The organism is Sulfitobacter litoralis, from assembly GCF_900103185.1.
GTDB lineage: Bacteria > Pseudomonadota > Alphaproteobacteria > Rhodobacterales > Rhodobacteraceae > Sulfitobacter > Sulfitobacter litoralis.
Genome location: NZ_FNJD01000004.1, coordinates 163,225 through 175,942, shown reverse-complemented (window position 1 = coordinate 175,942; position 12,718 = coordinate 163,225). Strand labels below are relative to the sequence as shown.

Sequence of the window (12,718 nt, the reverse complement as noted above, 5' to 3'; positions counted from 1 at the left end):
GCGCATTGCCCGTAGTCTAAGGATGTTCCAATGCCGACCGCCGCCCGTCTGACCGCTGCCGTTTGTTTGGCGCTGATGGGCTATGCCCTGTCCCGCATGATCATGCCATTGATGCCTACGTCGACGCAGTTCGGGTATTTTATTCCCACCAACATCGCCCTCGGTCTTATCGTGGGGTGGCGGGTCGTTGGGTCGCGTGTCGGCGGCGGCATATCAGAAGGCATTACTATCGGCGTAACCGGCGCGGTGGTCTTGGTCTTCTGGGGGCTGTTTGTGCAAAGTGGGCGCGAGATGATTGAGAAAGCGATGATGCATCGTTTCGACGGGGTTGGTGATGCGCTCGTGGGGATGATCGGTATCGGGGCAGAATACTTTCTGATTATCGCGACGGTGCCGATTATCGCGGTCGTCCTTTTGGGCGGGGCCGTTAGTGGCATCGTGACCAACGTCATTGATAGAAGGTTCCCTTAAGCGATGACTGATCTTTTCCTTTATGGATCCCTGCGCCATGTGCCCCTGCTTGAAATCGTACTGGGCCGCACCTCGGACCGGTTGGATATTTCAGCAGACCGTCTGCCCGATCACGTGGCCTTGTCGGTGGTGGAAGGGCCTTTTCCTTGTATCGTACCTGCGTCAGGTCAAAGCGCTGAGGGGCTGCTGCTGCGCGGGCTCGGTCAAAACGATCTGGACCGGTTGAATTTCTACGAGGGCAGCTTTGCCTACGATCTAAAAGGGGTGAGGCTGGAAAGCGGAGCCAGCGCCTTGGGTTATTTTGCGCGGCCAGATCAATGGTCCACGCGCGAACCGTGGTCGCTGGCGCAATGGCAGGCGGAATGGGGCGCGCTCAGTTGCTTTGCCGCGCGCGAGGTGATGGATTATTTCGGCGTCTACACCGCCGACCGCGTGGCGCAGATGTTCCCGATGATCCGGTCACGGGCGGCGGCGCAGGTGAATGCGCTTGGGTCGAAACACGGGGCAGGGACGCTGGACGGCAAGGTGCGGATCGACCAGATTGACCGCGCCTATACCAATTATTTCGCTTTGAATGAATATCACCTTTCACACGAGCGATTTGATGGCACGATGACCGATGTGCTGGAGCGTGCGGTCTTCATCGCGACCGACGCCGCGTTGGTGCTGCCCTATGATCCGGTGCGAGATCGGGTGATGCTGGTAGAGCAGCTGCGCATGGGGCCGGTGGCGCGGGGGGATCGCGCGCAGTGGCAGCTTGAACCCATCGCGGGCCGCGTTGATCCGGGCGAAAGCCCCGAAGACGCCGCGCATCGTGAGGCGCAGGAAGAAGCCGGGCTGACCCTGCGCAAGCTTGAAAAAATCGCGGAAGTCTATGCCTCCCCCGGGGATTCTACCGAATTTTTCTATATCTATCTGGGGCTTGCAGATTTGCCCGATGGTAGCACCGGTGTGAACGGGCTTGAGGTGGAAAACGAAGATATCCGGTCCCATCTCATCGGCTTTGATGCGCTGATGACCATGGTGCACCAGCTTGAAGCTGCCAATGCGCCGCTGGTGATTGCCGCGTATTGGCTCGCGCGGCATCGGGAACGCTTGAGGTTGGAAGCGCCCGCAGCTACACCAGATATAACTTGATTTAGGAGCATTCCATGCACGTCGCATCTGATCTGGCACAGGCCATTGGCAACACACCTCTTATCCGTCTGCGCAAGGCGAGCGAGGAAACCGGCTGCGAGATATATGGCAAGGCAGAATTCATGAACCCCGGCCAATCGGTCAAGGACCGGGCCGCCCTGTTCATCATTCAGGATGCCATCGCCAAGGGCACGCTGAAACCCGGCGGCACGATTGTTGAAGGCACGGCGGGCAACACCGGCATCGGGCTTGCGCTGGTCGGCGCGTCGATGGGGTTCAAAACCGTGATTGTCATTCCTGAAACGCAAAGTCAGGAAAAGAAGGACATGCTGCGTCTGGCCGGTGCCGAGCTGGTGCAGGTGCCAGCCGCGCCGTATCGCAACCCCAACAACTTTGTGCGCTATTCTGAACGTCTTGCGAACGAGCTGGCACGTACCACAAACGAGGGTGTGATCTGGGCCAACCAGTTTGACAACGTTGCCAACCGTCAGGCGCATATTGAAACCACCGGCCCCGAAATCTGGGAACAGACCGGCGGCAAGGTCGATGGGTTCTGCTGTGCGGTCGGTTCAGGCGGGACGCTGGCCGGTATTGGCATGGCGTTGCAGCCCAAGGGCGTGAAAATCGCGATTGCCGATCCCGATGGGGCGGCGCTACATAACTATTACACCAAAGGTGAACTGGTTGCCGAAGGCGGATCGATCGCCGAGGGCATCGGTCAGGTCCGCATTACCAAGAACCTCGAAGGGTTCACGCCTGATTTCAGCTATAACGTGTCGGACGCCGAGGCGCTGCCCTATGTCTTTGACCTACTACAACACGAAGGGCTGTGCCTTGGCGCGTCGTCGGGCGTGAACGTGGCGGGCGCCGTGCGTTTGGCCAAGGATATGGGGCCTGGTCATACCATTGTGACGATCCTGTGCGACTTTGGCACGCGTTATCAGTCGAAACTGTTCAACCCCGATTTCCTGCGCGAAAAAAACCTGCCGGTACCAGGTTGGCTGGACCGTGCGCCACAATCCATTCCTGGCGTTTTCGAAGACCAATGAACGCCACGCTCAGGGGGCTTCTGGCCGGCGGTCTTCTGGCGCTTTGCCTGACGACCGCGGCCATCGCGCAGACCGATGTCGAAGAAACGGCAGAGCGGTGGGACAGCGTCGCCGTTAAGGCTGAACAATCGGTGGAAGAGGTCGATACCCCGACCACCGAACTTGAAAGCATGCGCGCGCGTGTGGTCGGTTACCGGTCTGAATTCGAGGCGGCGCGCACCTTGAACGCCGATCGCATCGCCGCACTGCGCGACCAGCTTGCCGCTTTGGGTCCTGTGCCTGAGGGCGAGAACGCCGAACCCGAAGCGCCCGAAGTCGCTAAAACCCGCGCCGATATCAATCAACAACTGAACACGCTGCTCGCCCCCGTCCAGATCGCAGAACGAGAGTTCCTGCGGGCTGACGGTCTGGTCCGCGAGATCGACAAACGCATCCGTGATCGACAAACCGAACGGCTGCTGCGTGCGACGCCGTCACCCCTAAACCCGGCCTATTGGGCCCCCGCACTGGTTGACGTGCAAAACGCCTTCGCCGCTTTCTGGGAAGAAAGTGCAGAACAAGACACCGACAGCGCACTGGATACGTTGGAACGTAATCTTCCGACCGTACTATTGGCTGGCTTGGCGGGCCTGCTGCTGCTCTTTCGGGGCCGACTGTGGGCAATGGGGATTGTGAATGCGTTGCGCGATCGTCAGGCGCGTGGTCTGGGCATCTGGCGGTTCATCGTCTCGCTGTTGCGCATCCTTTTTCCATTGGCGGGCTTGTTTTTGCTGTCAATTGCCGCCCGTCAAAGCGGTTTTCTAGGCGCGCGATCTTCTTTGCTCGTCGAACTGCTGCCGATCATCGGGCTCATGATATTCGGGTTTCGCTGGGTTTCTGAACGCGTGTTCGCCCGCGAGCAGGAGGAGGCGTTGCTGCCGTTACCTGCAGCCCAACGAAAAATGGCGCGGCTTTATGTGAATGCCATCACGCTCGTCATCATCTTATCGATCGTCGCCCTGACAGTGTTGGAATTCGGTGACCCCAGTACGGCGACCCGTGCGGTCGTGCAGTTTCCGCTAGCCGTGCTGACCAGCCTCGCGCTGTTTCAAATTGGCCGGATTTTGCGCGGCTATCGCGACCCCGACGAGGACACTCCAGACGCAGATGGCGTGACCAAAGCCTCTACGCATGCGCGGATCGTGCGCAGCGCAGGGCTGGGGGCGATTGCTGTGTCGATTGCCGCGCCGGTTCTGTTCGCCTTTGGCTACCAAGACCTGTCCGACGCGATTTTGCGCCCCTATGTCACGACGCTGGCGGTGTTGGGGCTGGTCATGGCGTTGCAACGGTTTTCGGCAGATGTGTACGGCGCGATAACAGGGCAGGGACCGGCTGCCCGCGAAGCCTTGATGCCGTTGCTCTTCGGGTTGATCCTGCTGATGCTGGCCGCGCCTGCGCTGGCGCTGGTCTGGGGCGCGCGGGTCGCCGATCTGACAGAGCTTTGGGCCGCATTCGGGCGCGGATTTACCGTCGGAGAAAGCCGTATTGCACCGTCGAACCTGCTGGCGTTTACCATCATTTTCGCCATCGGTTATCTGCTGACGCGTTTGTTGCAAGGCACCTTGCGCAGCAATGTGCTGCCCAAAACCAAGATTGATATCGGTGGGCAGAACGCCTTGCTGTCGGGGCTTGGGTATGTCGGTATTTTTCTGGCCGCACTGGCGGCGATCACCGGTGCGGGGATCGACCTGAGCTCGCTCGCGATTGTGGCTGGTGCCTTGTCGGTCGGTATCGGTTTTGGCCTGCAAAATATCGTCAGCAACTTTGTATCCGGGATCATCTTGCTGATCGAGCGGCCGATCTCGGAAGGCGACTGGATCGAGGTCGGCGGAAAGTCGGGCTATGTGCGCGACATTTCCGTTCGGTCGACGCGGATCGAAACCTTTGACCGCACCGATGTTATTGTCCCCAACGCCGATTTGGTCAGCGGCACAGTGACGAACTTTACCCGTGGCAATACTGTGGGGCGGCTTATCGTAAAGGTGGGTGTGGCTTATGGCACCGATACCCGTCGGGTCGAAACTGTTCTGCGAGAGATCGCTGAAGCACAACCCTTAGTGCTGGCAAACCCCGCGCCGAATGTGCTGTTGGTGAGCTTTGGCGCAGATGCGCTTGAATTTGAGATCCGGGCATTTTTGCGGGACGTGAACTGGATGATGTCGGTCCAGAGCGATATTAACCACGCCATTGTCGACCGCTTTGCCGAAGAAAAAATCGAAGTCCCCTTTCCACAGCGCGATGTCTGGTTCCGCAATCGCGCGCCCGAACCAGCGCCAAAAGCGCCGAAACCAGACGGAGAAGCGGACAATTGAGCCAACCGATCTACCTTACCGACACCTACGCCCGCGACAGCGCGGCAAAAGTCGTCTCTATCACGCCTGAAGGTGGGATCGTACTGGACCGTGCGCTGTTTTACCCCACTGGCGGCGGGCAACCCGGCGACAGTGGTTGGCTGAGCTGGGACAGGCAACGTATGCCTATTGCCACCACGGTAAAGGGGCAGGACGGCAGTGTTATTCTGGTCCCCGCCGAACCGGCGGTTATTCCACAGGCGGGTACCCATGTGACGCTAGCGCTGGATTGGGACCGCCGTCACCGGCATATGCGCGTGCACAGCCTGTTGCATTTGCTGTCTGTGGTGGTGCCGTTTCCCGTGGTCGGCGGGCAGATTTCGGCGACACACGGACGGATCGACTTTGATCTAGCCGATGCGCCAGAGGATCGCGACGCGATAGAAGACGCGCTGCTGTCTTATATTGGGCAAGATTTACCGATTACCGATCATTGGATTACCCAAGAAGAACTGCAAGCCGCTCCTGATCTGGTCAAGACATTGTCTGTCGCCCCACCGGCGACAGCAGCCGAGGTGCGGTTGGTGCAGATCGGCGAGGATAACGCCTGGATCGACCTTCAGCCCTGTGGCGGTACCCATGTCGCCAGAACCGGAGAGATCGGCGCGATACGCCTTGGTAAGATTGAGAAAAAGGGGCGCGACACCCGTCGGATATACGTCCATCTCGACAGCTGAGCGGCGCATTGAAATCTTGTTGAAATTCGCGCGTTTTACCCCTTGCACCCTGACAGCAGGTCACGCTAAACACCCCCTCAATGGACAGGTGGCCGAGTGGTCGAAGGCGCACGCCTGGAAAGTGTGTAGGCGGGAGACCGTCTCCAGGGTTCGAATCCCTGTCTGTCCGCCATATCCCTCTTACGATAAAATTCACCGCGATGACTTGCGGTTGCAGCCGCCCGATAGCGGCGTGGCATGCCGTTCGGGGAGATGGTCCGGATGACCGGATACCTCAGCCTATTCACCGTCGCCTTTCTGGCTGCTACGATTCTTCCGATGCAATCCGAAGCGCTGCTTGTCGGTCTGATGCTACATGGTCAGCACGGGGTTCTTGTGTTGCTGGCTGTGGCAACGGTCGGCAATGTGCTGGGGTCGGTGGTAAATTGGGGGCTGGGTCATGCGGTGTTGCGGTTTCAGGGCAAACGCTGGTTCCCCGCATCGCCGTCGCAGATGGCACGCGCCGAGACATGGTACGCGCGCTATGGGCGCTGGTCGCTGCTGGTCAGCTGGTTCCCTGTTGTCGGGGATGCGCTGACCGTCACGGCAGGCGTGTTGAAAGAACCGCTTTGGTCCTTTGTGGCGATCGTCGGGATCGGCAAGGCACTGCGCTATGGGGTGTTGGCCTGGGTCACGCTGGCGTGGATCGGCTGAAAATCTGACGGTGTTCTTTGGCGGTGTTTAAAAACGAAAAAAGCGCCCGAGGGCGCTTTGTTTCCGTGGTAAACTCAGAGGCGCGATTAACCGCCCCAGTTACGCACCTGACCGCAATCCATATGGACGAAGTTCGAGCCCGAGTAGCGACCGACACCGCCGCCGTTGCAGGCGATTGCCGCGCGGGCCATTTGGTTCACCGAACGGGATGCGAGACGCAAATCAGCGGCCTGACCCCGCATGTGCAAGGAGTTCTTGGCTACACCGCCCGATCTGGAGCGCAGCATCGCGTTTGTCTGCGGGCTGCGATAGCCGGACAAAAGCATGTAAGGTTCGGATACGTCGAGAAGGTTGTGCGAGGCGGCCATGATATCGACGGTACGCAAGTCCATCGATTTGACACCATCGGTACGCCAGTCGCGCATAAAATAGTTCAATTCGGATACGGCATCTTTGATGTAGTTGCCTTCGATCCAATAGATCATGTCGATGCGTTCGCCGGTACGACCGGAATACATCTTGATGCGACGAATATCGCCGGCCCCACGTAAAAATCCTGCTGCGTTTGCAAAGCTCGGTGCTGCTGCTACGGCTGTCGCTGCGAATGCGCCCAATACGGAGCGCCGGGTCATGCCCGAAGTGCTCTTACCAGTCATTAATTATGTGTCCCGTTTTCTGCCTTTGGTTCCATGATGTTACACGGAAATTTCCATCGATCCCCAGATGCAACAATTTATGGCATAGCGCGATTCTTGAACCAAGTGCTGAATCGAAAAGGTTCCATCTCACAACAAATTTAGGCGAATTTTTGCGCAACGCTTAGGGAGGTGTTCATTTTTGCAACAGGGGCGATGCGGATAAGCATCAATTTACCCTTAGATTCCAGTTCACGGGCTTTGTTATTGGACAATATGCCGGGGTTCCATGCGTATCTAGGGAAACCAAAGCTCACCGATTTCGGGGGAATCAATGACTCGTATTTTAGCTATTCAATCGCGGAAATTTCGCCGCCTTACTGGTTTTCTCGGGGCGGCAGCGACAGCTTTGACGCTCCTTACCGCACCGCAGCCCGCTTTTGCGCAGGTGACCGCGTTCAAACAAGCCGTCGCGGAAGCCGCATCGCGGGACGAAGACATCGCTGCGTATTACCGGACCCACGGTTACGCGCCGATCTGGACCGAAGCAAACGACACACAGCGTGCACGTCGCGCTGCGTTGATGTCTGCCATCCGCGCCGCAGATCTGCATGGGTTGCCTGTCGCGCGCTACGACCCCCAAGGGTTGATGGAAACGCTAAAGGCTGCGCAAACTCCGCGTGATCGCGGTCTCGCCGAGGTAGAGATGACGCGCGTGTTCTTACAATACGCCCGCGACCTTCAAACCGGTGTGCTGGTGCCGTCGCGTATCGACCCGTCCATCGTGCGCGAGGTGCCGTACCGCGACCGTCAAACCACTCTGACCGATTTCATTGCCGCAGATCCCACGCCGTTTCTGCGCAATCTGCGTCCGAACACGATGGAATATAACGCTCTGATGCGTGAAAAGCTACGGATGGAACAGCTGCTGAGCCAGGGCGGTTGGGGCCCTGCGGTGCCCGCGTCGTCATTGAAACCGGGCGCGCAAGGGGCGCAGGTGGTCGCGCTGCGTAACCGCTTGATGTCGATGGGGTACCTCAAGCGGTCGAACGTGATGACGTATGACGCAACCCTGCAAGACGCCGTTCTGAGCTTTCAGAAAGACCACGGTTTGAACGAAGACGGCGTGGCCGGTCCTAGCACCATGGCCGAGATCAACAAAACCGTCGAAACCCGTCTGCAGTCGGTCATCGTCGCGATGGAGCGCGAGCGCTGGCTGAACAAGGAACGCGGTGCACGTCACATTCTGGTTAACATTCCTGCGTTTACCGCCTCTGTGGTCGATAACGGATTGGTAACCTTCGAAACCCGTACCGTCGTCGGTGCAAATGAGTCCGACCGTCTGACTCCGGAATTTTCGGATGTGATGGAATATATCGTCATCAACCCCACATGGACGGTGCCACGGTCAATTGTGACCAAGGAATACCTGCCTTCGATGAAGCGGAATCCGAATGCTGCGGGCCATATTGATCTGATCGATGGCCGGGGCCGGATCGTCAGCCGAGGCTCGGTGAACTTTAGCCGCTATACCGAACGCACGTTCCCCTATGGCATGCGTCAAAAGCCCGGTCGGTCCAATGCACTTGGTCTGGTAAAGTTCATCTTCCCCAACAAATACAACATTTACCTGCACGACACGCCGTCCAAGAGCCTCTTCAGCCGCGATGTGCGCGCCTTTAGCCACGGCTGCGTGCGGCTCGCGGATCCGTTCGATTTTGCCTATACACTTCTGGCGGCGCAAACTGCTGATCCGGTCGGGTATTTCAAACGCCAGTTGGCCACAGGACGTGAAACCTTTGTGCATCTGGACAAAGAACTGCCCGTCCACCTCATCTATCGGACCGCCTTTACCACGCCACGGGGTCACACGCAGTATCGTGCCGACATCTATGGCCGCGACGGTCGCATTTGGGATGCGCTGAGCAAGGCGGGGGTGGCATTGGGCGCGGTTCAGGGTTAACTCGTCCCTGATAAGGGGAGACCGCATATGACTTATACCATCCAACAGATCGCCGACGCGCTTGGCTTGCCAGCGGTCGGCGATACGTCCATCTCGATTGCCAAATTGGCAGAGCCAGCCGACGCGGGTCCCGACGATCTGGCGCTCGCCATGAGCCCCAAATACGCGCAATCCCTGTCAGACGGCGCGGCGCGTGCTGCTATGCTCTGGCCCGATGCCGACTGGCAAGAGATGGGATTGAAGGCGGCGATCCTGCCGGATCGTCCGCGTTTTGCCATGTCGGGACTGACCCGCATGATGGACCCGGGGCAGGGCTTTGGGACGGGTATCCACCCCTCTGCCGTCATTGACCCGACAGCACAGCTGGCAGACGATGTATCTGTAGGGCCGCTGGCCATTGTGGCGGCAGGTGCGCAGATTGGCGCTGGCTCTGTCATCGGGCCGCAATGCTATATCGGAACAGACGCGGTTCTGGGCAAGAGCGCCTATCTGCGGGATCATGTCAGCATCGGTGCTCGGGTCCGCATCGGCGACGATTTCATCGCACAACCAGGCGCGCGCATTGGCGGCGACGGATTTTCCTTTGTGACAGCCGAACCCAGCACAGTTGAGCAGACCCGCAAGACACTTGGCGATCGCGGCGACACAAAAGCGCAACAATGGAACCGTATTCACACGCTTGGAAGTGTGACCATCGGGAATGACGTGGAATGTGGGATGAACTGCACGGTGGATAGCGGCACCATTCGCAACACCACGATTGGCGACGGCACCAAGCTCGATAACCTCGTGCATCTGGGCCACAACGTTGTGGTGGGCAAGAACTGTCTGCTTTGTGGTCAGGTTGGCATCGCGGGCTCGGTGACGATTGGCGATAATGTCGTGCTTGGCGGTCAGGTGGGTGTCAGCGACAACATCACCATCGGCGACGGTGTGATCGCGGGTGGCGGCACCAAGATCCTGTCGAACGCGCCAGCAGGCCGGTCCTTGCTGGGCTATCCCGCGACGGAAATGGGCAAGCAGATCGAAGGCTACAAGGCGCTGCGTCGCTTGCCGCGCTTGCTTCGCGATGTGGCCGCGTTAAAATCCCAGATGGGCAGCTCCAAAGACAGTGAAACAAGCTAGGGTCGTCCGCGGCCCGCTCTGATGGAGACTTAGGATGAACATCAAAGATCAGGTCATCAGCATCATCGCCGATCAAGCGTTTCTGACGCCCTCGGACGTGAGCATGAGCAGCACACTGGACAGTCTGGGCATCGACAGCATGGGCATCGTCGAAAGCATCTTTGCGATCGAAGAAACCTTTGATGTATCGGTCCCGTTCAACGCGAACCAGCCCGACGCCACGGGGTTTGATATCTCTAGCGTTGCGAGCATCGTCGCAGGGGTTGAACGGCTGCGCGCCGAGCAGGCCTGACGCGTGAAACGGGTCGTCATCACGGGCGCGGGCACGGTCAATCCGCTGGGGTTGAACGTGCCCGATACGCTTGCGGCCATGCGCAACGGGGTTTGTGGTATTGGGCCGCTTGCGTTTCGCGACGTGGAACGGCTGTCGATCCAGATCGGCGGGCAGGTGCACGGATTTGACGGTGAAAGCCAGCACAACCGCCAAAAAATTGCGCTCTATGACCGGTTCACCCAATTCACGCTGGCCGCGGCCTCCGAGGCGATTATCCAGTCGGGGCTTGTTTTCGAAGGCGAGCTTGCCGCAAAATCCGGCGTGGTGCTTGGTACGGCAGGCGGCGGGGTGAGCACGTGGGACGATAACTACCGCGCGGTTTATGCCGAGGGAAAGAACCGCGTGCATCCCTTTGTCGTGCCACGTCTGATGAACAACGCCGCAGCCAGCCACGTCAGCATGGAGCATCGCCTCAAGGGGCCGTCGTTCACCGTCTCTACCGCCTGCGCATCATCAAATCACGCAATGGCGCAGGCCTTTTCAATGATCCGCAGCGGTATGGCACCGGTCATGGTCACGGGCGGGTCGGAATCCATGCTGTGTTTCGGCGGCGTCAAAGCGTGGGAAGGCCTGCGCGTGATGTCACGCGACGCCTGCCGCCCGTTTTCGGCCAATCGGAACGGGATGGTGCAGGGCGAAGGGGCCGGTATCTTTGTATTCGAGGACTACGACCACGCGTGTGCCCGAGGGGCAGAAATCCTGTGTGAGGTGTCAGGGTTTGCAATGACATCGGACGCGTCAGATATTGTGATGCCCTCCAAGGCAGGGGCCGCACGCGCCATCAAGGGCGCTCTGCAGGACGCGCGGATCAACCCAGACGAGGTAGGCTATATCAACGCGCACGGCACCGGTACGATGGCCAATGACAAGACTGAATGCGCAGCGGTAGCGGATGTCTTTGGGACCCACGCGGACAGGCTGATGATCAGCTCAACCAAGTCGATGCACGGCCATTTGATCGGTGGCACCGGCGCGGTAGAGCTTTTGGCCTGCATTATGGCGCTACGTGATGGGGTGATCGCCCCGACCATCGGCTACGAAGAACCCGACCCCGACTGTGCGCTGGACGTTGTGCCGAATATCGCACGGGATTCGCGTGTCACTGTCGCGCTGTCCAATGCTTTTGCCTTTGGCGGCATGAACGCGGTGTTGGCCCTGCGCGCAATCTGAACACGCGAGAATACCCAAACGTCGACGTATAAAAAAAGCCGCCTCGGTCAGAGGCGGCTGTTGTAACTCAGGGGGGCCAGATGACCACCCAAAGACTTACTTGTTTTCAACAATCGAGGATTTGTCGAAGCTGGCTGTGAACCCGTCAAGCGACAATGCCAGTTCAACCTTCTGGTCGGGGGCCAGCGCGGGCACAATCGTGATCACCGCTTCCTTGCCGCGCTTGAATGCAGCAACGTCGGCATCGGTCAGCCCCATGCGCACATAGCAGCCAACGGGGTTACAGAACGCGAAAGGATAACGGCGGGCTTTGCCCCCATCGACGGTCAGTGTCATTTGCGAGGGCAGGGCCGTTTCCAACGGTACAACAACCGTTGCACCTGCCGTTGCCTTGCCGCCGCTTGGCAGACGGAACAGCGAGAATTCGGCAACAGGTGCGCCCTGGCCATCATCCATCAGCTGGTACATCTGGCAGGGGTCGATCTCTTCTTCGGTCTTGATGCAGCGCATTTCCCACGCACCGATCACTTCTTTGGTGTAGGGCTTTCCAAGGGTCGGCTCACCGTCAGAGTCTTCACCAAGGCTGAGCTGCGATTGCACATCCGTGCTGCTGCCGGTAGTGGTGTTCTCTTCGGTCGCAGGGGCCGCTTCAGCAGTCGGTGCCGTTGTTTCCGGGGCGTCTGTTGCTGCGGGTGTTTCCGTGGCTGCAGTTTGTGCGTAACCGGAAACGGGCATAGTCAGAGCCATCGCCGCGCAAAGAGGGAGAAGTGTGATATACTTTTTCATGCTCGTTCCAAATCAGTTAAATTCGACGCCATCTACCATGCGCCAACGCTAATGTCAGGATGATAGCGGTGAAACGATCGTGATTTAAGGCAAAATTTCGCCTATTTCATCGGGGGTTAAGGCGGCAGGCGGCCCATTGGGGGGCGCAATAGAAAAAAGGGCGCAAAGCGCCCCTTTCCCTGTTCTTCGTTCTCCCCGTCGGACTTGGCCGACCTATTAAGGGCAGGTTACGAAAGCATTGATGAACCGTCAACATAAAATTTCACAATCGTTTCAGACCGGTAAACT

Annotated in this window: 12 protein-coding genes and 1 tRNA gene; 11 read left to right on the top strand and 2 right to left on the bottom strand. The window is 58.7% G+C overall.

All coding sequences use genetic code 11. From position 1 onward, the window contains the following. The first annotated feature begins 30 nt into the window (after window positions 1–30). The 7 genes from BLQ98_RS05375 (at window position 31) to BLQ98_RS05345 (ending at window position 6,417) form a co-directional block, all read left to right on the top strand. Window positions 31–471: a TrgA family protein gene (locus BLQ98_RS05375; protein ID WP_093732314.1), complete on the top strand. Its 441-nt coding sequence runs from the start codon at window positions 31–33 to the stop codon at window positions 469–471. Window positions 472–474: 3 nt separating this feature from the next. Then, a complete protein-coding gene (locus BLQ98_RS05370) occupies window positions 475–1,608 on the top strand; it encodes an NUDIX domain-containing protein (RefSeq protein WP_093732313.1) in 1,134 nt (377 codons plus the stop codon). A gap of 14 nt (window positions 1,609–1,622) precedes the next feature. Then, window positions 1,623–2,657, top strand: a complete 1,035-nt coding sequence (locus BLQ98_RS05365; RefSeq protein ID WP_093732312.1) for a cysteine synthase A — start codon at window positions 1,623–1,625, stop codon at window positions 2,655–2,657. Beyond that, the gene (locus BLQ98_RS05360) at window positions 2,654–5,008 is read left to right on the top strand and encodes a DUF3772 domain-containing protein (protein WP_093732311.1); all 2,355 of its coding nucleotides are present in this window, start codon (window positions 2,654–2,656) and stop codon (window positions 5,006–5,008) included. Before BLQ98_RS05365 ends, BLQ98_RS05360 begins: the two co-directional genes overlap by 4 nt. Continuing rightward, on the top strand, window positions 5,005–5,724 hold the full coding sequence (locus BLQ98_RS05355; protein ID WP_093732310.1) for an alanyl-tRNA editing protein: 720 nt from the start codon (window positions 5,005–5,007) through the stop codon (window positions 5,722–5,724). The genes BLQ98_RS05360 and BLQ98_RS05355 overlap by 4 nt, the downstream gene beginning before the upstream one ends. An 82-nt stretch (window positions 5,725–5,806) precedes the next feature. Continuing rightward, window positions 5,807–5,896, top strand: a tRNA-Ser gene (locus tag BLQ98_RS05350). 65 nt (window positions 5,897–5,961) lie between these two features. Further along, entirely contained in the window at window positions 5,962–6,417 is a 456-nt protein-coding gene (locus tag BLQ98_RS05345) for a YqaA family protein (protein ID WP_244148373.1), read from the top strand. Window positions 6,418–6,503: 86 nt separating this feature from the next. On the opposite strand, the gene mepK is transcribed toward BLQ98_RS05345, so the two are convergent. Continuing rightward, a complete protein-coding gene (gene mepK / locus BLQ98_RS05340) occupies window positions 6,504–7,049 on the bottom strand; it encodes a peptidoglycan L,D-endopeptidase MepK (protein ID WP_425263960.1) in 546 nt (181 codons plus the stop codon). Between the two features lie 337 nt (window positions 7,050–7,386). Between mepK and BLQ98_RS05335 the strand changes: the two genes are divergently transcribed. From BLQ98_RS05335 to BLQ98_RS05320, 4 genes are read left to right on the top strand one after another with little or no spacing between them, the layout of a single operon-like run. Then, window positions 7,387–9,015, top strand: coding sequence for a L,D-transpeptidase family protein (locus BLQ98_RS05335; RefSeq protein WP_093732308.1), 1,629 nt, complete (start codon window positions 7,387–7,389; stop codon window positions 9,013–9,015). Between the two features lie 27 nt (window positions 9,016–9,042). Further along, window positions 9,043–10,140, top strand: coding sequence for a UDP-3-O-(3-hydroxymyristoyl)glucosamine N-acyltransferase (lpxD, locus tag BLQ98_RS05330; protein WP_093732307.1), 1,098 nt, complete (start codon window positions 9,043–9,045; stop codon window positions 10,138–10,140). Between the two features lie 34 nt (window positions 10,141–10,174). Continuing rightward, window positions 10,175–10,432, top strand: coding sequence for an acyl carrier protein (locus tag BLQ98_RS05325; protein ID WP_093732306.1), 258 nt, complete (start codon window positions 10,175–10,177; stop codon window positions 10,430–10,432). A gap of 3 nt (window positions 10,433–10,435) precedes the next feature. After that, window positions 10,436–11,644 (top strand): beta-ketoacyl-[acyl-carrier-protein] synthase family protein, encoded by a 1,209-nt coding sequence (locus BLQ98_RS05320; RefSeq protein ID WP_093732305.1) that lies wholly within the window; start codon window positions 10,436–10,438, stop codon window positions 11,642–11,644. Window positions 11,645–11,740: 96 nt separating this feature from the next. On the opposite strand, the gene BLQ98_RS05315 is transcribed toward BLQ98_RS05320, so the two are convergent. Next, the gene (locus BLQ98_RS05315) at window positions 11,741–12,430 is read right to left on the bottom strand and encodes an invasion associated locus B family protein (RefSeq protein WP_167354510.1); all 690 of its coding nucleotides are present in this window, start codon (window positions 12,428–12,430) and stop codon (window positions 11,741–11,743) included. Between the last annotated feature and the right edge of the window lie 288 nt (window positions 12,431–12,718).

Coding starts and splice junctions, on each gene's coding strand:
- BLQ98_RS05365 (WP_093732312.1), top strand. CDS start 1,623: ATGCACGTCGCATCTGATCTGGCACAGGCCATTGGCAACACACCTCTT.
- BLQ98_RS05315 (WP_167354510.1), bottom strand. CDS start 12,430: ATGAAAAAGTATATCACACTTCTCCCTCTTTGCGCGGCGATGGCTCTG.
- BLQ98_RS05345 (WP_244148373.1), top strand. CDS start 5,962: ATGCCGTTCGGGGAGATGGTCCGGATGACCGGATACCTCAGCCTATTC.
- BLQ98_RS05375 (WP_093732314.1), top strand. CDS start 31: ATGCCGACCGCCGCCCGTCTGACCGCTGCCGTTTGTTTGGCGCTGATG.
- BLQ98_RS05335 (WP_093732308.1), top strand. CDS start 7,387: ATGACTCGTATTTTAGCTATTCAATCGCGGAAATTTCGCCGCCTTACT.
- mepK (WP_425263960.1), bottom strand. CDS start 7,049: ATGACCCGGCGCTCCGTATTGGGCGCATTCGCAGCGACAGCCGTAGCA.
- lpxD (WP_093732307.1), top strand. CDS start 9,043: ATGACTTATACCATCCAACAGATCGCCGACGCGCTTGGCTTGCCAGCG.
- BLQ98_RS05360 (WP_093732311.1), top strand. CDS start 2,654: ATGAACGCCACGCTCAGGGGGCTTCTGGCCGGCGGTCTTCTGGCGCTT.
- BLQ98_RS05370 (WP_093732313.1), top strand. CDS start 475: ATGACTGATCTTTTCCTTTATGGATCCCTGCGCCATGTGCCCCTGCTT.
- BLQ98_RS05325 (WP_093732306.1), top strand. CDS start 10,175: ATGAACATCAAAGATCAGGTCATCAGCATCATCGCCGATCAAGCGTTT.